This is a genomic window from Bradyrhizobium hipponense (assembly GCF_008123965.1).
GTDB classification, from domain to species: Bacteria; Pseudomonadota; Alphaproteobacteria; order Rhizobiales; family Xanthobacteraceae; genus Bradyrhizobium; species Bradyrhizobium hipponense.
The window spans coordinates 1-18,319 of record NZ_VSTH01000178.1 but is presented as its reverse complement, the minus strand read 5'-3'; the positions used below and the strand labels follow the sequence as shown (position 1 = coordinate 18,319).

Sequence of the window (18,319 nt, the reverse complement as noted above, 5' to 3'; positions counted from 1 at the left end):
GGACGCGTTTTTGTCCAGCCCTATGGCTGCTGCCTGAAGCCTTTCACCCCCGGGCTTTCCGGCCGACTTCTCTTCCGCCATCGCCCCGTCCGTGCGTTGTACAATCCCGCAAATCGTCCCATGGGTTGCGGGTCGCAGCAAGCGTCTGGGATCGGCGGACAGCCCTTTTCCCCGGCAATCCGTGCTTTTCATCGATCCCAAAACGGTACATCTCTCTGAAATATCGACAATTTCTCCGGACCACACGCCGAGCAGGCTTCCGATTCCTTCAGAAAGGCGGACTACGCGTTGCTCTTGGCGAGGCCAATTCCATGGGATGGCGTCACCGGATCCAGCGCCTCCTGCTCCAGGTGGCGCACATCCGATCCGAACGCCAACCAGTCCGCCAACTCACGGACCGCGCTGTCGGACCTTGCGATCGAAGCCAAGCTTGGATCCGCGACCGCCGGCTGACCTGCCTGCTTCGCCAGATCCTTGGTCATCAGGTGCGGACGTGGGCCGCGGGGCAGATTTTCCTCGAGATACCGGAAAATTCGCACGCCGCCCGCGTCCACATCCCCCCAGTGAAGGAACGGCACATCAGCCGGGACAGCGGTCAAGACCTTCGCCAGAAGCTCGATGATCCCCGCCGCGGGGAAGCCGCCGGTGTAGACGACCAGGCTGCCGTCATCGATCTCGCGGACCTGCCGATTGAAACTGGCGTAGTTCTCGATCGTCAGCACCGCCGTCGGCCGCTCCAACACCGATAGTTGTGAGAGCATCTCCGGATGGATGGAGGCGAACGGCTTGGCGCGGCCATCGATCAGGCGACTGCTCGCACCCTGCACGGCTACGGGTCCCCTAAGGTGAACAGGGTGGCTGTAACGCTCCAGCCCGATGTGCGCCCATACCACGTCCGCCGCCGCGCCCGGCTGCCCGATCCGAACGCCGAGTACGGCTGCGAGACGCGAAGCTTGCCGTTCGAAGGCCTTAGTATCGTTCGTCGCCTTTTGGGAGAACGTTCGCGCGTCCAGTCCTCTAGCTTCCTGCCGAGAGATGGACGCCAGCAGCGTAAAAAACTCGTTCGCGGAATCCGCCTGGGCGGCTGTCAGGCGATAGGCGGACTCACCGCGGGCCCACCTGGCCGTCATCTCGTCCAACAGGCCAACGATCCAAGGCTCTCCCGCTGTGGCGACCGGGAGCAAGTCCTCCCTGAGGCGTTGCGCAGTCGCAGGCGCGGTCGGGCGGCCGAGGTGCCTGGCGAGCAATTCCGGATCCCGCACGCGGATGCGCTCGACGAGATGGCTTCGGTCCCTCTTACCCCACAGCACCTCTACGGCACCGAACCGCTCGGCCGCCGCCATCAAATCGTGGAATCGAGAGACCTGCTGCGCGGTCGAAAGGCGGTCGTACTCCGGGGCCGCCGTGGCGGGCCGTGAGCGGTCCGGATTGCGCTCGCTCCGCTCCAGCAGTCGTTCGAGTAATTCTATGCCAGGATCCGTTGTGCGGACGTCGGTCATTCAGCGGCCTGATCCCGCGGGATACCCTCAGCCTTCTCGGCCGCGATCAACTCGGATTTGAACACGTCGAAGCCTTTGCGGTACGGATCGACAGCGACGATCGCTTCGCGGGCCTTCTCGGTGAGCAATTCGGTGTCGATCATCACCTGATTACCCAAGCGGTTCACGTTCACGACGGTATCGACCACTTCCATGAACACGTGCCGCTTTTCATCGGGGGTGGCCAGCATGACCTGAAGTCCGAGATCCCGCATGAATTCCGAGCACTGACCGATGGCCTTGGTATCCAGACGGTTGAAGGCCTCATCGAAGATGGCGAGGGAAAGTCCGCTCTCGCCCGTGCGCCGGTTCTGGTAGGTTGCGGCCAGCGAGGCACCGATGGCGATATAGAAGGGCAATTGCCCTTCACCGCCGGATCCCGTTCCCGCGCGACTCGTCAGGGACGATCGGATCTTGCCCTGGGCATCCTGGATGTAGAGCTCGAAATTGAAATACTTCCGCGGGTCCTCGATGTCCTCGGTCCGCGCCTCCGGATTCGACAAGATCTCCTCGATCTGGCGAACCGCCCGCATCATGGGAGAGTTCGCGTCGCCGCTGCGATCCCCGAAGAGAGGCAGATTGAACTCCGGCTTCCTGGACTCCTCGACCAGATCGATCATATCGACATGGGTCGGGGCCTCCAGCGCCTTGAACGAGTAGTAGTCCCGGCCGTGAAACTGACGATCCTTCAGGTGACGGTTGAGTTCGTTCAGGGTGTTCTTGATGCCCATGAAGGCATCATCCAGCCGATGCAAGAGATCGTCCCGGAAGGCCGAGGTCATCTCGGTCGCGGCATTCCGGCACTGCTCCTCGTACTGAACCAGCTCGTGCGCATCGAGGCGCTCCTTTTCGGCAGCCGCCCATTGCTCGACGGTCGCCGGCGTCGCTTCTTCAGCGGTGAAGGGCGGCACGACATGGAAGTCCTGACCGTGCTTGTTCATCGCATTGGTCATTTCACGCATGAGACTGGAGCGCCTGGACGTAGAACGGGTCTCCCGGTCCGCCGTCATCCCGTCGATACGGTTCGGTATCGCTTCCGTCGCCATTCCGGCGACCTCCTGCCGATACTCGCGCATCGCCGTTGATTGCGGGAAATCCTGCCGCATCTGACGTGCGCGATCCCGTCGAGCTGCGCGCGCGGCGTCCCGGTTCTTTCGCACGTAGTCCTCGTACGCGCCCTCGGCCTTGTCTCGAGCACTTTTCGCAGCATCCAAGACCTTCTGCGTCTCCGACTTCTTACGGCCGGCCGTCTCGACCTCGCCCGCGAGCCGCTCCAGATCTGCGACCAGCTTGGGGTCGCGGTTCCGCTTGGCGTCTTCGATGTTTTTCCCGATCTCAGCGAGCTTGCGGTCGAACCCGGCCAGCTCGGTGCCGCATCCGCAGCAGGTTAGACTGGACTCGATCATCTTCCGGAAGCGCGCGAACATGTCCTCGAAGAGGCGGGCTTCGTCTTCCAGACGACCGACCTCCCTTGCACGTTCAGCAAGCTGCAGCGTGAGCTCATGGCGCTCGAGCTGAAGCTGCTGGCGCATCTGCGCCTGAGTCGCGCGCCCGAGCTTTAGGTGCTCAGGCTTTGGAAGCCGCCGGACAGTCCGGCCGCCCTGCATCATGCGGTCAGGGGTGATCGCGTTCTCGGCGGCGACCATTCTGTCCATGGTCTCCACCATCATCAGCCGGCCGAGCCGATAGTTGAGGAAGGCCCGCGCATGGCGATTTTCCGTGCTGATGATCTGCGCCAACGAACCCCTTTCGGCGGGGCGAGTAGTGTCGGTCTTGGTCGTGTTTATGACCTCGGCATGCTGGAACGAATATTCGCCGCCGTCGCGGTAGATCTCGAGGGCGCGGATCGCCCGACCGGGCTCGACGATCAACGCCTCACGGGATCGGCCAAGTACGGCCTCCGCCGCCATTCGCCATTTGTCGTCGCGGATTTCCACCAGATCGCACAGCGGCTCGGCTTCGATACCATGCGACAGAAGCTTATCGATCAAATCCCGCGTGCCGCGCTCGATAGGACTGAGCCCTTGGTCCATCCGCTTCATATTACTGTCGATCTGATCGATGCGATCCTGAAGATCCTTGGTCGCGAAACGAGCAGTGAAATGGGCATCCGAGAACGTCTTGCGGACCGCCGCAAGCTTCTCCTGGTCGACGGCAGCAAGCGCCGCGTCGAGATGCGAGGCGCTATCCTTCCAGTCGCCCGGGAGTGTCTTGTCCCATTCGGAAAGTGGCGCCCTTCGTCGAGCGACGACGACCGCGCTCAGCAGCGCATGCAGCAGGTCGTCGCGACGGACCAGCAGGTTGAGTTCGACCGCCTTCCTGACCGAAGCTATCAGACCATCAATTTCCTTGACCGGCGCCATGGCGTTGGCGCGCTGACTCAGAGTTGCGGTCTTGTCCGACTCGTACATCTGGGCAAGCTGCTCGGCGTCGCTGGTCCTGATCGACAACTCGATGGTCTTGTGCTCGGCGTCGAGCGTGGCGTGTCTGGCCGCGGCCGCAGTCGCCTCGACTTCGGCGTTGCCTGCGGTACTCCGGAACTGCGCGAGGGCTTGTTCCTGCCGCCTGGTCTCCCGCCGAAACTTCTCCCATTCCAGGCGAGCGATCTGCCAGCCAGTGGTTGCAATAACCCGCTCGTTCTCGACGGCGCGACCGACGATGCGGAGGATTCCGGCGAGGCTCGCGCTCTGCGCCTTCAATTCCTCGATGCGACGGGTCAGTGAACGCCAATGTTCGATACCGCGCCGAAGCCTGTCGACCTGTAGGGGCTGAACATCGAGAACGTAGTTCCGGACGAAATCCGTGGGATTGTCCACGGGCTTCAGCAGCAGGGCATTCCGGAAGGCCTTCTGGAAGCGCCTCGGGTCGAGCGGGAATCCCGTCGGCGATAGGGCCCTGAGCGATTCCGCCACGAAATCGGTCGCGCTCGAGAAGGCGTCGTCGACTTCGATATTCCGGGCACGCAATGCGTTGCGCACCGCATGCCACTGCAGCGTCTCGACCTCGTCGTCGCCGACGGCAGCGAGGATGTCGCCCTTCGTCAGCGCTCCCTTGGCAATGAAACGCGCTTCGCAGACCTCCTCGCTTCTCGATGCCGATGCCGAAAAGGCGACGCCCAGGCTCACCGCCGAGCCGTCGTCCAGATCCTCGAAGACCAGGATTATGTACGTGTAGGCGTGCTGGCGCGTCGGCTCAGACCGCTCGCCCTTCTCGTCTAGCGAGACCACGCCGAGGCAATAGTCGCGCAGGGTCCGCTTGCTCCTGACGTTGCTTTGGGCGCTCGGGTTGAAGCGGATGCTGGCCATGCTGGCGCCGGATAGTACGGTCTGCACGGCGTCGATGATCGCCGATTTCCCCGCTCCGTTCGGACCGATGATCGCGGTCATGCCGCGCATGTCGACCTGCTGCGCCCGGAACAGGTACCAGTCCACCAGGATGATGCGACGGAGTTCGATCACGCCTGCACCTCGCTCGCGGCGTCGGTTTTTGCCGCTGCCGTCGTGGCGCGGGAGACGAACTCTTCAAGGGATCCGAGAGTGTCCTTGGAGACGACGATTGGCAGGGCGGGCCGCAGAAACAGGGTGAAGTTCCTGTCGTCCCGATCCTCGATCCGCACCAGGCCGCGCTGCCGGAAGCCGGCTAGGATCTCCTTGACCCGCCCGAAGTTGGGGCGCTCCCGATGGGTGCGATCCTCGTAGATCTGCAGGATCTGCTCGCTCTCAACCTCGACCTCTCCGAAATCTTTGGCCTCGAACCGCGTGAAGGCCTCCTCGTAGTGGAGCCGCAACACCAGCAGAAGCAGGCTCTCGTCAAGCTTCATGCTCTGACGCGGAGGTAGCTCGTTCGCCACCAAACCGACGTAGCCGTCGTTGGGCCTACCTACGACCCGATAGCCGAGCGCATCGAACAAATTTTCGAAGTAGCCCATGTAGCGGCGGAGCGTCTCGTAAGAGGTCTTCATGCCCCAGTCGTTCTCGTAGATGAACTGGGCGCGCCAGAGCGATTGCGCGGCCTGACGCAGCTCCTTCTGCAGCCGGTCGCCGTCGCCGCCTTCGGAGTCCTCGTCATCGATCAGTTTGGAAAGATCACGCAGCATCGGCCGTGGTCCTCGTTCTCTCGATCCGGAAGGCGGTCACGTCGATCCAATCGTTTGCGCTGCGCCCCTCCTCAAGCGTGATCGTGAATTCCCCCAACCGCACCGAGCGGCCAATCGCCGCCAGGTTCGGGATAGCCCGGTATGCGAAGAGGTCCGGAATGCTTCCGATCTCGATCTCTTTGGACGAGACCCGGTCGCGCCCCTGCATCTGCCGCCGCGCGAACTCGAGCAGCTTCTGGTCCGTCACGCGCACCATCCGGTCGAATTCCGTCGTGGCTTGGACATAGGCGCGCAGATAGGGATCCTGTTTCGGCAGCTTGAAGCGCGTCCGCTCGGGCGGTGCCTTCGGCGGCGCCGGGGTGTACAGCGCGAGCGATGTGATCGGCAGACCGACGTCTGGCGACCTCAGACGGATCTCGACATTCTCGCCGCCGAGCTTCGAGATCTGCTCAATCAACCGGACGATCCGCTCCGCGGACCCCTCTCCCATTACGTCCATGTAGTGGACGGTGGTGCGAATGCGGCGTTCGAGGCGGTCCCTGAAATCCTCGATCTTGTCCATGAAGGGACCGACGTCCTCGAAGACGCTCTTGATCTTCTCGAGCTCCGCGATGACGCGTTCCTCGGCCGTCGCGATAGTGGCGCCCGGGGCCATGACACCCTGCTCGATGTAGGCGCGCGCGATCTTTCCGAGACACTGGGCGTCCGCGAGCATGTCGCCCGCGAGCGATGCGATCGTTCGGCGATGACGGTAGGGGTTGTTGGATGTCTTGAGCTGCTTGTAGTCGGCGATCAGCAGTCCGTCGACGAAGTCCTGGAAGAAGGTCCGGAGGATGGCCGCCGCGTTCGGATTGCCCAGAATGCGGTCCTCGATCTCGCGCATGCCGGCGAGGATGCGTCGCATGCTGCGGGCGAACCGCGAGGCCGTATCATGCGCGTTGGCCAGACCTTGGGCCATGGTCTCCGGCTCGCGGTTCGCGGCCTCAAGGTTGTTTTTGACGTCGACAACGGCGCCGGCGACGCGCACTCGGCTATTGCCGAAGTCTGTGATCGCGCCCAGGACCATGAACGCGTCCGGGTTCATGTCGACGTAGGTGCGCCACTTCTCGGTCTCTTCTGTGAGCCAGCCGGTATCGCGCAATCGATAGTAGGCAAGGTAGTGAGCCTGGCTCGTGGTCTGGTCTTCATCGGGATCGCCTTCGGAGAGGTCGCCCATCGACCCGATGCCGAACTCCGAAAGCCCGATCTCGATCTGCTTGACGACCTCTTCCCTGAGCGGGGTCTCGAGGATGCGAGCCGAATAGACCCGCTCATACAGCCGCATCAGGAGGCGGGCATAGACGTGCTTCTTCGGCCCGGACAAGGGCTTGAAAAGGGTCTCTGGAAGGTAACCAAACAGCTTCATCTATCGGTCCCTCAGCCGGCGGATTGAACCGCGGCGACTGCGCAACCGCAAGGAAAAACAGAGGAGTTTCAGGACGCTCCTTGCTTTCCTTCCTGCGCAAGAACTCCTTCGCCGCCTGCTCCATCACATCCCAGGAGGCCGATGAAGCGCGCGAGCCCCGATGTCAGTTATATAATTATATAAGATGCTTGACTCCCTCTAATGTTCCTGATTTGTTCTAAGACGCAGCGTTCGGATATCGAGGTGTGTGATGGCCAGATTTCGTTGCGGTACCTGCAGCCGTGAAGGCGAGTTCGCCTACGACTCGCAGCACCACGAATGTCCGCGCTGCGGATCACCCGACGTGATGTCCGCGCTCGGTATCGACGAATTGCCAGAAGAGTTCGTCCAGATGCTGCTTCAAGCTGATCCTCTCGACGACGAAAAGAACGAGGACTGACGTGCGTTTGTGGGTTTTGTCGGACTTGCATGTCGAGTTGACTCGCGGCTGGGACCTGCCGGCGGGCGATGCGCGTCCGCAATTCGACGTCCTAGTGGTCGCCGGCGACCTGATCCCGCGTGCTGAACGTGGGGTGAAGTGGCTGCAGGAACGCGTTCCTGACAAGCCGATCGTCTACATCCCGGGCAACCACGAGGCGTATGGCACGGATATCGACCGTACAGTCGAGAAGGCGAAGGTTGCCGCTGCCGGCACAAATATCCATGTGCTGCGGCACGACTCCCTCCAAATCGGCAATGTCACCTTCGCTGGCGCGACGCTCTGGACGGACTTCAATCTGTTCGGTGACCAGCATCGCGCAATGGTGGTCGCCACTGAGCGGATGAACGACTTCCGCAAGATCAGGATCAATCGGTATCTTGAGCGCTTCCGGCCGGGACACGCCCTAGCTCGGCACCTGCAAGCCCGCGCCTTCCTCGACGCCGAAATGCGCAGGCCGCGCGGTGGGCCCTTGGTAGTTGTCACGCATCATGCACCGATCCCGAGCCGCGCCCGCCGCCTGGGCCCGTACGATTTCGGTGCGCAGCTATCAGATGAAGAGGTCCTGACCGCATATCGCAGCGCCCTGACCTCGCTGATGTGGCCAGCCCCCGTCGCAAATGGCAAGCCTCAGCTGCGACCGGCGGACCTTTGGATCTACGGACACACCCATGAGTCCGAGGATACCGTAATCGGCGCGACCCGCGTGGTGTCAAACGCAACGGGTTACGGGCCTCGGCTACCGCAGCAGCGCACCTGGGACAACCCGCGTTTCAATCCGAACTTTGTCATCGAAACTTAAAGGGAGGCTGGCCATGACCGACATCGACGACCGCTCGAAATCGACTGACCCGAGGTGCCCCAATGCGCTTCGGCCCGTGCGTCCGTCATGGCCGTCGCTGAAGGAATCGAGCCGGCGCAAAATCTTCAATGATGCAACGCCGGATCCGACGCCTCGTTCTGGAAGGTGTTTAGCTTATTCGAAAGGAGACAGGGGATGCTGGTGATCACAGTCGATCTCGTGCCGGGCGGATTTGCGCCCATGCGGCGCACGATCGCTGCCATGAACATATCGAACACTTCGGATCTGGCAGAGATCTCGGCCTATTCGGATCGAGGCGAGCGAGACCAGCAATCCGCTTGCGGGTACTCCGCCGCGTACCGTTCGATGCGTCATCCGCGGACACGCTCGCGCGCAATCGGTATGGGCTCTCCTGGCGAAGGCTTCGGAGGAGATCATGAAGACGGAACTCTAGCGACGTCGGGTAAGAGCCCTTCAGGATTAGCCGCGGCTGGTCCGATCTCCTTCGTGTGGAAGGATTGGTACGATGTCTCGGTCTAGGCCAGACGTGGGAGGTCCGCTCTACTGCTCTCGGTGACAGGGGCTCGAGATGAGTACAGGTGCGCCAGAGGACGACGATCGCCACTCGATGGGACTGGTGACCGACCACGCGGAGTGGAAGCCGGTCCTTGCCGCATTGGAGTCAGAAGGCATTCCCACATCGGCGGCGACTATCCAGCAGGAGCACCGGTGGGATCAAAAAGCGATCCGGTATTTTATGGGGCCTCACGTCAAGATCGAAATACGGGATGCCCGGACCTGGGTCATGAATGAGTCCGAGCGGATTGAACTGGAAGCGAAGCTTCGCGCGGTGGCGCCGCCAGAGTGGAACGGACCTGACCTCGTCATCGTGTGGCGCCGGCCGGTGGCCGATGAATGGGCGGCTGCTTGGCTCGATGCGATCGATAAGGTCTGGCGCGACTGGCGCCGCCGACGCATCTCGGATGACGGGTTTGAGGATGCACGAGAGGCCCTATCCGCGCTTCATCGCCGAGTGTGGGTCGACGCGGAGGATCACGGACCGCTCCTGCCCAACATCGGCGAGATCCTGACCGAGGCACGCCAACATCCGCCAGCAGTGAGGCAGTTTCCGCCATTACCACCGGGCCAGGTCGACGTTTCAGAGGTGATGGACGTCTTGCGCCGCGTCGCGACTGGTTCCGCGCGCCCGCAGGTCGTTTTTCCAGCGAATGGCTGGAAGCATCTTTGGCACGGTGTGGGCGAGTTCGCCGTGGACGGTTGGTCGATTGAGGCATTCAAGCGCAATTTCGGGATGAAGTACGTGCAGGAGGCCCGCACGCCGGACGGGCGGACCGGTGACTACAACTCGTTTGCAGCGCGCGAAGGCAACCCGTTCAGCCTGCTCGAAGACGATGAGCAGGACGCCATCTGCGAAATCCTGGAAGGGCTTTAGGTGTTTGGGAGGTCATGGGATGTCCGAGGTCACCTACTACGTTGCTCTGCCTTTCGTCGCGACCGAGGACGGGATCGCACCTGGCGAGCCTGTCGAGTGCTTCAATCCGAACTCGGCGGTAACACGTGCCGAGGCGTTCTCACACAAGCCCGGCTGCGTCGGCGCGCTCGCGTTCAGCCGGACTGGTGATCCCGCGACGGGGGATTTCCGGGATGCCCAGATCATCCGCAAGTTTGGCTACATTCCGGACGACCTGAGTGCGTTGTGAGGGCGCCGTCCGCGACCGATTGCAGAGGCGATCCTGAGCGAGCGCGCCCCATAGAGAGCGAGGAACTTACTATGGCTCGGGAGATGACAACTACCCGCCTTTGGACGCCCTTGCCAATTGAACTCCTGTGGCAGCGCGGCTGGCCGCCCGCAGCGCTGCTCTTCTGGTCTCGCATTAGCGAGATCGAAAATGTATCGCGCGATCAGGTTGCCGCCGATTTCTGGTCCGGCAAAAAGGAGCGCAGCAAGGTGGCCTGCCGGACGCTCGCCGACCTCTTATTCGCAGTAGGCCACGGCGAGGAGGCGATCGCGGCCCTGATGCTCGCTGCCGACCCGGTCAAACCACAAACGTTCGAAATCGTGCTGCCGCAACTTGGCTACGCCGTCGAGCATCTCTGGGACTGGCCAGTCGCCAGTATCACCAGAAGTCAAGCGTTGCAGCGTCTTGCCATTTGGTGGCGCGCAGCAAGGGGCGATTTCGAGGAGGATGAGCACAGCATCTTCTTTATTACGCGGCTCGAGATGCTGGATCAGGACACCGCTTCCGGGAAGCGATCGGTCACAGGCGCGCTGATTAGAGCCAAACACAAGAACGAGCCTAAAGACTTCGGGCTTGTGGTCATGCCTAAGGACAAGGCAACCGCGCTTAGCAAGCAGCAGTCCGGATTTGAGGACCTCCTCGATGTCAGATTGCCGCTGGTCATCGCTCGCGACCTCGATACTGTGCGGACGACGCTGACGAAGGAATACCCGCACGCCACCACTGCCATCGATCTCGTTCTGCGCGACTTGCGGGAAGGCGAACCGGTGCGACTGAAATCACTCCTGTTAACTGGCCCTACTGGTGTCGGCAAGTCGCGTCTGGTGCGTAGGCTCGGCGACCTGCTCGGGATCGGCGTGTACCGTTATGACGGCTCCAGTGCTTCCGACAACATGTTCGGCGGAAGCCCAAAGGCATGGAGCAACACCACACCATCAGCACCTGCGCGCGCCATCAACCAGATGCGCATTGCCAATCCGATTCTGATGGTCGATGAAGCGGATAAATCAGGCACCTCATCGCACAACGGCCGACTCTGGGACGCCCTGTTACCGTTTCTGGAGCGCGAGACTGCCGCAAAGTACCGGGACGTCTCGCTTGATGCCGAGCTCAACCTGTCTTTCATCTCATATATCGCCACCGCAAACACCGTCGACCTTCTCCCCGCCCCCTTGAGGGACCGCTTCCGCATCGTCAAGGTGCCAGCCCCTCGACTTTGTGACCTGCCGCTCCTTGCAGCCAACGTGCTTCAGGATCTCGCCGTCGAGAGCGGGGAGCACGGATTCATGTGGCCCCTAGCTCACGATGAACTCGAAGTAATGGCCCGCGCCTGGGAAACGGCCGGATTCAGCATCCGCAAGCTGCAAACGATCATTGAGGCCACGATCGAGGCGCGCAACGCCAGCGCCGTGAGGCACTGAATATCGATGCAGAGCTGGTGAAGACGACAGGATAGTGTGGCTCGAGGCGACGGGAAATGGGTGAGAACCAGCATTGTCTTTGCCAATTGCCGAAAGCAGCAGCGACGCCTGGATGAATTGGGAATCCTGCACATGTCAACTGACGATATGGACGTAACGAGACGGATAAAGCTCAACTTCGAGTCCTATCTGAAAGGCGAAGAGCCGCCGCCGCTTGAACTCGCCTGCGCGCCGCTGCTTGAGGGCTGGCGCGCGACCGTTATGCAGCTCAAGCCCGAACACGGTCCGTTGCCGATGGCCCTAGTATTGCTGGGACGCGTCACCGGCCATCCCCGGCACTCTAACGCGCGGGCGATCCAAACATCACAACTGATCTGGCTCGATCGCAACCGCAAGTGGGCTCGCACCTGGAATCGACTCTACCGGCTCGGAGACCGAATGAACGACGAACCCGTTGTCCCGACTTGACCAGCAGAACGGTGAGCGTGCTTGCGCATGGCGGAGAGAGTGGGACTCCTTCAAACCCAGCAAAAGTGCCTTAAAATAGGGGCTTTTCCGTTCGTCGCCGGAGTTTCTCTGTACCAACAGACGGTACCATCTCCGTCGGCTCGGAGCCAGCCCTAAACCAATCCTTGAGCGCAGCCCAAGGATTCGATTGGCGATCGAATGCCCCCTACGGCGGTCGGAATGGCACATCAAGCCCGCCGGTCCCGGCTTGTGGGGGCCCTTCGGGTCGGACGACCGCCGGATACCGGCGAAATCGCGGTCTGGTCGATAGCAAGCGAAGCTTTGCCTGTAAGGGCAACCCCGCGAAGATCTGGGTGGGATAGGCGGCGCTGCCGGAGCCCTCTGGCCGACCGGTGCTGTAGACGTCTGCCCCTCTTCGATATTTCACACACGCGGTCAGTCGCTGCTACAGGGCCGAATTAGGGCGGTGATGTCGAAGGATGAAGGCGCGTATCGAGCGCGAACGCTTCCTGAAGCTGCTGCTGGTACGCGCCTTTCGCCCTGGTCGGGTCGAAGATCAGATTCCAGCTGTGATTGGACACCGCACTTGGGATCACGACGAATTTGTGCTTGGCCAAGAGCGCATCCCCGAACGCCTGCTGGCCTGCGCTTGGGATTCCCGGTCGCAGCCAATTGGCGTTCGGAACGTCGACAGGGCGAACAATATGAACGTCAGACACGTCGACCATATGAAGCGCGGTCAGTATGTGCGGCAGAGTGTCCAGCGCTTTGAAGCCTTTGTGAACCGCCACTTCGAGTATCGCGGTCGCTGGATCAAGCGCGCAATACACGACGCGAACGCCTTTGCTGTTCCACCGTCCGCCGACCTGGAATGCGCCTTCGCCACTATTCTAGGTCGACGCAAAGCACGCCTGATCGAGGCGCCAAGCGATGAGCTTGCCGCCTCCCAATGGCTCTACAGAAGGCGTCATGCATAGACGCCGTATGCAAGGCGTGTGAGGTACTGTTCAACGAGCTCGACGCCCACCGGGGTCGCAAGCAGGTCGATCGGGCGACGCTGGTCAAGACCGATGGCCGGACGCTCGAGCCACTGCTCTGCTTCTTCCTGCGCACCGAACACGTCCGTGGCCTTGGCCAGGATTTCGGCAAACTTCCAGGTCCGCCCACTTTGCTTCTGGCTGAGCGGCTTGTCCGGAGCATCCTTGCGTCGCTGAAAGGTGCGAAGGCTCATTCCGAAGGCTTTTTCCAACGAGTCCGTTTGAATGAAGATGAGGTGACTGACGAAATAGGTCAACGCAGAGCCTGGCAGTCCGTCCAGCAGCAGTTCGTGGGCGTCGAGGGCGCTCGTAATCCGGCGCGACAGGATGCGCGGCCCGCCGAGCAAATCGGCCACCTTCTGCAGATCATTGCCTGGCCCCTTTGGAGCCGGCTTCTCGGCTGCGGCAGTCATGGTAGCCCTCGCGTCACGTGTCGCCTAATGTGTGCCACATGTCGCAATTAATCAAGCATAGCCCTCCATTGAACTCGGGCGAACCTAGGTTGCGAAGTATGCATCCGGCGTAGGCGGCAGGGTGGTTGGATCATTCCCGTTGCCAGCGCGTGATCAGCTTGCGGTTTTCTTTGTAGAACCTGACGAGCTCGATCATGTTTTCGATGCCAAAGTCGGTGAACGCCTGAACACCATCTTCGCCGACGCCATAGACCCAGATCAGGCCGTCCTCGATCCCCATTTCGATGGAAATGTCGCGCAGCCAATCTTCGTCTTTACCGAGGCCCTTTGCGACCTGGGTGATGGTGGTGACGTGATGAACCTTGTTGACGTGTGTGGTCATGCCGCTCGAGCGGAGAACGCTGATGCCGGCGTGAATTTGGGCACTGTGATTGCTCCTTCAGGCTTCCATAATTTCAACGTCCATGGAGTGGGGAATGCCCTTCATTCCATCACCATCGCGTGGTCGTTTTTGTCAGAGGTTGACGCGCTCCGCAGCAGCAGGACGAGGGGAATGGCCGCGAGCGAAAGGACCATCATCAACTTGAAATCGTCGATGTAGCTGATGATGGAAGCCTGCGTTTGTATGGCCTGATCGAGCGCCGCCCGTCCGCTCGCGGTCCAGGGACTGAGGGCGTGCCGCACGATGCTGTTATCAAATACGTGATTGAATGCCGTGACATGGCTCGCGATGGTCGCATGATTGACCTGATTGTTTCTCGTCAGCAGATAGGAGACGACCGATATTCCCACACTGGATCCGACGTTGCGAGCGAGGTTGAACAGACCGGTGCCGTCCGGTCGCTGCTCGGGCGCAAGCGTGGCAAAGGTGACGGTGTTGAGCGGGACGAACAGGAATCCAAGTCCCGCACCCTGGATGAACCCGGTTACTGCGATCGTCCACTGCGAAATGTTCGGATTCCATCCGGTCATGTCGTACATAGCCCAAGCGGTCAACAGCAGGCCGATCAGGATCAGCAACCTGGTATCGATCCGTCCGACGATACGTCCGACCAAAAACATGCAAGCCATCGTGCCGAGACCGCGCGGGCCCATCACGATTCCCGCGGTTACGACGGGATAACCCATCAGCGTCTGCAGATAGGGTGTCAACAAAGCCAGCGACGCCAAATATGTTATTCCGACGATGAAGATGAACAGCACCCCGACCGAGAAATTTCGATCAAGAAACAGCCTCGGATTTACAAAGGAATTTTTCGCCATAAAGGTGTGGACGAGGAAGATGTAAAGCGCCGATGCGCAGACGACCGCCTCGATCAGAATTTCGAAGGAAGAGAACCAGTCAAGTTGTGCACCCCGATCCAGAAACACCTGCATTGCTGCAATGGCGATGCTGAGGCTGCCAAATCCGAGCCAGTCAAGCCTCGCCGCTGCGCTGGTCTTCGTCTCCCTCAGAAAGACCGATAGGCCGGCGAATGCGAGCACTCCCAAGGGCACGTTGATATAGAAGACCCATCGCCAGCTATAGTGGTCGGTCAGCCAACCGCCGATCACCGGCCCCAGTACCGGGCCCACCATGACTGATACCCCGAACAGGGCCATCGCCGACCCACGTTCCTCCGCCGTATAGATGTCGAGCAGAACGGACTGGCCAAGCGGAACCAGCGCCGCGCCGAAGAACCCTTGCAGCAATCGGAAAGCCACGATCTGGACCAGCGATTGCGCAATGCCGCACAGTACGGAAGCAACCACGAAGCCGACGACGGCCGCCATCAACACGCGCTTGCGGCCGAACCTGTTGGCGAGAAACCCCGATGGCGGGGTCATGATGGCCGCCGCCACGATATAGGACGTCAGCACCCAGTTGATCTGATCGGCGCTCGCCGACACGCTGCCCTGCATATAGGGCAGCGCGACGTTGGCGATCGTCGTATCCAGCGCCTGCATGATGACGGCGAGGATGACGCACAGCGTAACCGCGGGCCGGTTGATCGGCTGCGCATTTCCAGCGGCATCAGCCATGTTGAGCTCCCCGATCCAAAGAGACCGGTTAAGAAGCTCGGAAATCCGCGAGAATGTCCGGTGTAGACATTTACCTCCACGCTCATGCCGACGCGCAGCGGTGGCTTTCCGGGCGCATTGGTAACGCTGACACGCATCGGTATGCGCTGCACGACCTTGACCCAGTTGCCGCTGGTATTTTCGGCCGGCAGCAGCGAAAAGCTCGACGCTGATGCTGGGCTGATGCTGTCGACGGTGCCGGCCCATTGCTGGCCCGGATAGCTGTCGACCTCGACCAACGCCTTCTGCCCAGGCTTGACATAGGTCAGTTCGGTTTCCTTCGGGCTGGCCTGCACCCAGACGCGATCGGCCGAGACAATGTTGAACGCGGTCGCGGCGGCGGCAAGGTATTGGCCGGGCTGTAGGGACGGCACATTGGTCACAACGCCAGCAAAAGGCGCGTGTACCACCGTGTGCGCGAACTGGCGCGCCGCTTCGTCTCGCGCGGCGACCGCATCCTTGTATCTGGGATGACCTTCGATCGGCGCATCGGGGTCGCCATTCAGATTGGCTGCGATACCGGTCAGTTGCTGTTGCAGCGAGGCGAGCTTTTGCTGTGACCCCTGCAGGGTGTTGCGGGCGGCGTCGAAGGTGGCCCTTGGCGTAAAGTTGTTGGCGAGCAATTGCTCCTGCCGCTTGAAGTTGACCATGTTGAAGTCGACATCCTCTTGTGCCTGTTCGACCTGGGCCTGCATGTTGCGGTAGCTGGCCTGCAGCGCAACGAGATCGTTGCGGGTATTTCCGATCTGAGCCTCGGCACGATCCAACGCCAGTTGAAACTGCAAAGGTTCCAACTTGAACAGGATGTCGCCCTTGGTGACCTCTTGATTGTCGTGAACCATGACTTGCGTGACGATGCCGGCGACGTCGGTCGACAATCCGACCATATCGGCCTGGACATACGCATTATCCGTCGACATTACGGCGCCGCCGGTCACATAGAAGTAGCCGCCCGCGACAAGGGCTACCGGCAGCAGCGCAAGCATCAGCGGGCGCCCCCATGATTTTTTGCGTGCTGGGGTACTCGCCGCGACCGGGCTGCCGCATGGTTCTTTGGACGGAACGACTTCCGGTTGACGATTTTCCGGATTTTGCATCTTCCCTTCCGCCCGCCTGGCGATCAAGTCAGCCCAGGCCGCTTCGATCCGAAAAGCGCCACGTTGCCTAGCCAGCCCCCTAGGTTCTCGGCCCTGGACGCCTGCAACCGCTGAGGGCGGCCCATCTTCCTCTGCTTCAAACCAGCATGGGCCGCGCCGGCGGCGCGTTGCTCGGCCTCGGTCAATGGGAAGGTGAGAAGGAAGGAATATCCGTCGGCGGCGCAAGACGTATGAACGCGCCCCCCCAAACGGCTGGCCAGCTCGCCGATGATCGCCAGCCCTCGACCGCGCCGGATCGTTTCTGGTGCCGAGCCATTGTCAGAGACCCTGCATTTTACGACGCTGCCTGCAAGCTTCAACTCCACTCGCAATTCTGGATTTCCAGCGTCGAATTGCGCATGTCGCGCCGTATTGGTTAGCAGCTCGGATACAATCAGCCCAAGCTTCCAGCAGCGGGTTCCTTCGAGTCGCAGATCATCGGTTGAGAACAAGAAGCGTATCGCCAGGCGGTTCAGTCGATACTTCGTTATGGAGAGGCAAAGCTGCTGGAGGTACTTCGCGGCATCGGTGAGACGCCCCCGGTCCGGCATGCGCTGCGCGCGATGAACATCGGCGCATTGATGCAAGAGGTCTACGACGTCGAGGAGCGCGGCCTTGACCGCCACGTTGTCCGAGTGCATCGCTTTGGCTGACACCGTGTATATGGCGGAAGTAAGCTCGTTCTCTATTCTGTGATTCAACTCGCGGAGAAGCAACGATTCATCGGAGTTCGCTGACCGCACAATGTGTTTTATCATTTCGTTCTCGTTGTTTCTCTCAGACCACAAATGACGCTGAGCGTCCGCTGCGGCTTCGTTCGGTGGCAATGCCGTTCCAGACGGCTCGCGCAACGAATGGTTTCGGACAGGGACCATTATGGCTCGATACCGCGGCGCGCCAGTTCGGCTTCAATCGCATCGAAGGCAACCGCAGCCGGCATTACCGTCAGATTGATCCATAAGATGATCGCGATGCGCGTGACGACCAGGTAACTTGTCATGCCGGTGCTACTCCCTGCGCGAGATACCCATTAGCTCGACGGTGTCGGTGATCATGCTCCTATTGTGATCTCAGGGTACCGTGCGCACCCGCAATCGTCTTGATCACGCGTGATCTCTTTGGAGGGAAACTGCGTTCTTGCTCTCGATTCTTCGGGTGTAGAAGTCGCTGCGTCGCAAGTCCGTGAGATCGCGCCCAGAGCCAGGTTCGACGCCCCCAGCAGAATGATGCAAACCCGGTCGCATGGAAGGCAGCCGTGGCGGTTAGACCCCGAACGCCTGCCTCGACGACTCCGCGCCGACCGGAACGGCCGCGAACTCCCGAGGACAGCTGCCTTCCACCCTAAACTCCCCTGCCATCCTGTTTGCCGATCACGCAGCGCCACGCCGCCAGGCGCTCGGCGGGATGCTGCTTCATCCACTCTGCGAGCTGCGGTGCGCCCATCAGGCAGGCTTGCATTGAGACCTCAGCGAAGTCCGAGGTGGTGACGGTCTGCTCGTGGCAATTTGCCGGAGAGGAGAGACTGCAGAGCACGGCGATGATCTTGATCACGACAGGGAACTCCCGAGGCTGTGATGGGCATCGGCGCTGCTAACCGTATGACTTACTGGTGCCTCGTTCTGCTTCTCGCTGGCTGTGTCATCCGGTGGGGAGATGCTGTCGTATATCCTGCGGGCCCCTCGAATTAGCATTACAGTTGTTTTT

General features: G+C 61.1%; 18 protein-coding genes and 1 pseudogene. 7 read left to right on the top strand and 12 right to left on the bottom strand.

Annotation, left to right across the window (positions count from 1 at the left end; translation table 11 throughout):
• Nucleotides 1-281: 281 nt before the first annotated feature.
• Genes FXV83_RS37995 through FXV83_RS43285 form a run of 4 tightly spaced genes read right to left on the bottom strand, consistent with a single transcriptional unit; the run spans nt 282 to nt 7,039 of the window.
• Nucleotides 282-1,499: a Wadjet anti-phage system protein JetD domain-containing protein gene (locus FXV83_RS37995; RefSeq protein WP_148744977.1), complete on the bottom strand. Its 1,218-nt coding sequence runs from the start codon at nt 1,497-1,499 to the stop codon at nt 282-284.
• Nucleotides 1,496-4,996, bottom strand: coding sequence for an SbcC/MukB-like Walker B domain-containing protein (locus tag FXV83_RS37990; RefSeq protein ID WP_148744975.1), 3,501 nt, complete (start codon nt 4,994-4,996; stop codon nt 1,496-1,498). Before FXV83_RS37990 ends, FXV83_RS37995 begins: the two co-directional genes overlap by 4 nt.
• Nucleotides 4,993-5,634: a DUF4194 domain-containing protein gene (locus FXV83_RS37985; protein WP_148744973.1), complete on the bottom strand. Its 642-nt coding sequence runs from the start codon at nt 5,632-5,634 to the stop codon at nt 4,993-4,995. The genes FXV83_RS37990 and FXV83_RS37985 overlap by 4 nt, the downstream gene beginning before the upstream one ends.
• Complete coding sequence (locus tag FXV83_RS43285) at nt 5,624-7,039, bottom strand: Wadjet anti-phage system protein JetA family protein (RefSeq protein WP_187436452.1); 1,416 nt, start codon at nt 7,037-7,039, stop codon at nt 5,624-5,626. Before FXV83_RS43285 ends, FXV83_RS37985 begins: the two co-directional genes overlap by 11 nt.
• 250 nt (nt 7,040-7,289) lie before the next feature.
• Here FXV83_RS43285 and FXV83_RS37970 point away from each other — a divergent pair, with 250 nt between their 5' ends.
• The 7 genes from FXV83_RS37970 to FXV83_RS37940 all read left to right on the top strand — a co-directional run bounded on the left by FXV83_RS37970 (nt 7,290) and on the right by FXV83_RS37940 (nt 11,968).
• On the top strand, nt 7,290-7,478 hold the full coding sequence (locus FXV83_RS37970) for a hypothetical protein (RefSeq protein ID WP_148744969.1): 189 nt from the start codon (nt 7,290-7,292) through the stop codon (nt 7,476-7,478).
• 1 nt (nt 7,479) lies between these two features.
• Nucleotides 7,480-8,319, top strand: coding sequence for a metallophosphoesterase (locus tag FXV83_RS37965; RefSeq protein WP_148744967.1), 840 nt, complete (start codon nt 7,480-7,482; stop codon nt 8,317-8,319).
• Between the two features lie 195 nt (nt 8,320-8,514).
• A complete protein-coding gene (locus FXV83_RS37960) occupies nt 8,515-8,859 on the top strand; it encodes a hypothetical protein (RefSeq protein WP_235940547.1) in 345 nt (114 codons plus the stop codon).
• Nucleotides 8,860-8,908: 49 nt separating this feature from the next.
• A complete protein-coding gene (locus FXV83_RS37955) occupies nt 8,909-9,772 on the top strand; it encodes a DUF7693 family protein (protein ID WP_148744966.1) in 864 nt (287 codons plus the stop codon).
• Between the two features lie 19 nt (nt 9,773-9,791).
• Nucleotides 9,792-10,040: a hypothetical protein gene (locus tag FXV83_RS37950; protein ID WP_148744964.1), complete on the top strand. Its 249-nt coding sequence runs from the start codon at nt 9,792-9,794 to the stop codon at nt 10,038-10,040.
• A gap of 71 nt (nt 10,041-10,111) precedes the next feature.
• Nucleotides 10,112-11,500 (top strand): AAA family ATPase, encoded by a 1,389-nt coding sequence (locus tag FXV83_RS44580; RefSeq protein ID WP_235940546.1) that lies wholly within the window; start codon nt 10,112-10,114, stop codon nt 11,498-11,500.
• 132 nt (nt 11,501-11,632) lie between these two features.
• Nucleotides 11,633-11,968: a DUF6634 family protein gene (locus FXV83_RS37940; RefSeq protein ID WP_148744962.1), complete on the top strand. Its 336-nt coding sequence runs from the start codon at nt 11,633-11,635 to the stop codon at nt 11,966-11,968.
• Nucleotides 11,969-12,426: 458 nt separating this feature from the next.
• Here FXV83_RS37940 and FXV83_RS37935 read toward each other — a convergent pair.
• From FXV83_RS37935 to FXV83_RS37905, 8 genes and pseudogenes are all read right to left on the bottom strand, one after another.
• Nucleotides 12,427-12,939: pseudogene (locus FXV83_RS37935) on the bottom strand (RES family NAD+ phosphorylase).
• Entirely contained in the window at nt 12,936-13,418 is a 483-nt protein-coding gene (parS, locus tag FXV83_RS37930) for a type II RES/Xre toxin-antitoxin system antitoxin (RefSeq protein WP_148744960.1), read from the bottom strand. Before parS ends, FXV83_RS37935 begins: the two are co-directional and overlap by 4 nt.
• A 130-nt stretch (nt 13,419-13,548) precedes the next feature.
• Nucleotides 13,549-13,800: a hypothetical protein gene (locus tag FXV83_RS37925; RefSeq protein WP_148744958.1), complete on the bottom strand. Its 252-nt coding sequence runs from the start codon at nt 13,798-13,800 to the stop codon at nt 13,549-13,551.
• Between the two features lie 101 nt (nt 13,801-13,901).
• A complete protein-coding gene (locus tag FXV83_RS37920; protein ID WP_235940548.1) occupies nt 13,902-15,380 on the bottom strand; it encodes a DHA2 family efflux MFS transporter permease subunit in 1,479 nt (492 codons plus the stop codon).
• Nucleotides 15,272-16,576 carry an efflux RND transporter periplasmic adaptor subunit gene (locus tag FXV83_RS37915; RefSeq protein WP_235940545.1) on the bottom strand — a complete coding sequence of 435 codons (1,305 nt, stop codon included), beginning with the start codon at nt 16,574-16,576 and terminating at the stop codon, nt 15,272-15,274. The genes FXV83_RS37920 and FXV83_RS37915 overlap by 109 nt, the downstream gene beginning before the upstream one ends.
• A 23-nt stretch (nt 16,577-16,599) precedes the next feature.
• A complete protein-coding gene (locus FXV83_RS37910) occupies nt 16,600-17,373 on the bottom strand; it encodes an ATP-binding protein (protein WP_148744954.1) in 774 nt (257 codons plus the stop codon).
• 116 nt (nt 17,374-17,489) lie between these two features.
• Nucleotides 17,490-17,615 carry a hypothetical protein gene (locus FXV83_RS45035; protein ID WP_283811746.1) on the bottom strand — a complete coding sequence of 42 codons (126 nt, stop codon included), beginning with the start codon at nt 17,613-17,615 and terminating at the stop codon, nt 17,490-17,492.
• A gap of 341 nt (nt 17,616-17,956) precedes the next feature.
• Nucleotides 17,957-18,166: a hypothetical protein gene (locus FXV83_RS37905; RefSeq protein WP_148744952.1), complete on the bottom strand. Its 210-nt coding sequence runs from the start codon at nt 18,164-18,166 to the stop codon at nt 17,957-17,959.
• Nucleotides 18,167-18,319: the final 153 nt, after the last annotated feature.

Bases quoted from the DNA above. Each gene is read 5' to 3' on its own strand.
- FXV83_RS37995 (WP_148744977.1), bottom strand. From the start codon at position 1,499: ATGACCGACGTCCGCACAACGGATCCTGGCATAGAATTACTCGAACGA.
- FXV83_RS37985 (WP_148744973.1), bottom strand. From the start codon at position 5,634: ATGCTGCGTGATCTTTCCAAACTGATCGATGACGAGGACTCCGAAGGC.
- FXV83_RS43285 (WP_187436452.1), bottom strand. From the start codon at position 7,039: ATGAAGCTGTTTGGTTACCTTCCAGAGACCCTTTTCAAGCCCTTGTCC.
- FXV83_RS37970 (WP_148744969.1), top strand. From the start codon at position 7,290: ATGGCCAGATTTCGTTGCGGTACCTGCAGCCGTGAAGGCGAGTTCGCC.
- FXV83_RS37960 (WP_235940547.1), top strand. From the start codon at position 8,515: ATGCTGGTGATCACAGTCGATCTCGTGCCGGGCGGATTTGCGCCCATG.
- FXV83_RS37955 (WP_148744966.1), top strand. From the start codon at position 8,909: ATGAGTACAGGTGCGCCAGAGGACGACGATCGCCACTCGATGGGACTG.
- FXV83_RS37950 (WP_148744964.1), top strand. From the start codon at position 9,792: ATGTCCGAGGTCACCTACTACGTTGCTCTGCCTTTCGTCGCGACCGAG.
- FXV83_RS44580 (WP_235940546.1), top strand. From the start codon at position 10,112: ATGGCTCGGGAGATGACAACTACCCGCCTTTGGACGCCCTTGCCAATT.
- FXV83_RS37940 (WP_148744962.1), top strand. From the start codon at position 11,633: ATGTCAACTGACGATATGGACGTAACGAGACGGATAAAGCTCAACTTC.
- parS (WP_148744960.1), bottom strand. From the start codon at position 13,418: ATGACTGCCGCAGCCGAGAAGCCGGCTCCAAAGGGGCCAGGCAATGAT.
- FXV83_RS37925 (WP_148744958.1), bottom strand. From the start codon at position 13,800: ATGACCACACACGTCAACAAGGTTCATCACGTCACCACCATCACCCAG.
- FXV83_RS37915 (WP_235940545.1), bottom strand. From the start codon at position 16,576: ATGCAAAATCCGGAAAATCGTCAACCGGAAGTCGTTCCGTCCAAAGAA.
- FXV83_RS37910 (WP_148744954.1), bottom strand. From the start codon at position 17,373: ATGATAAAACACATTGTGCGGTCAGCGAACTCCGATGAATCGTTGCTT.
- FXV83_RS45035 (WP_283811746.1), bottom strand. From the start codon at position 17,615: ATGACAAGTTACCTGGTCGTCACGCGCATCGCGATCATCTTATGGATC.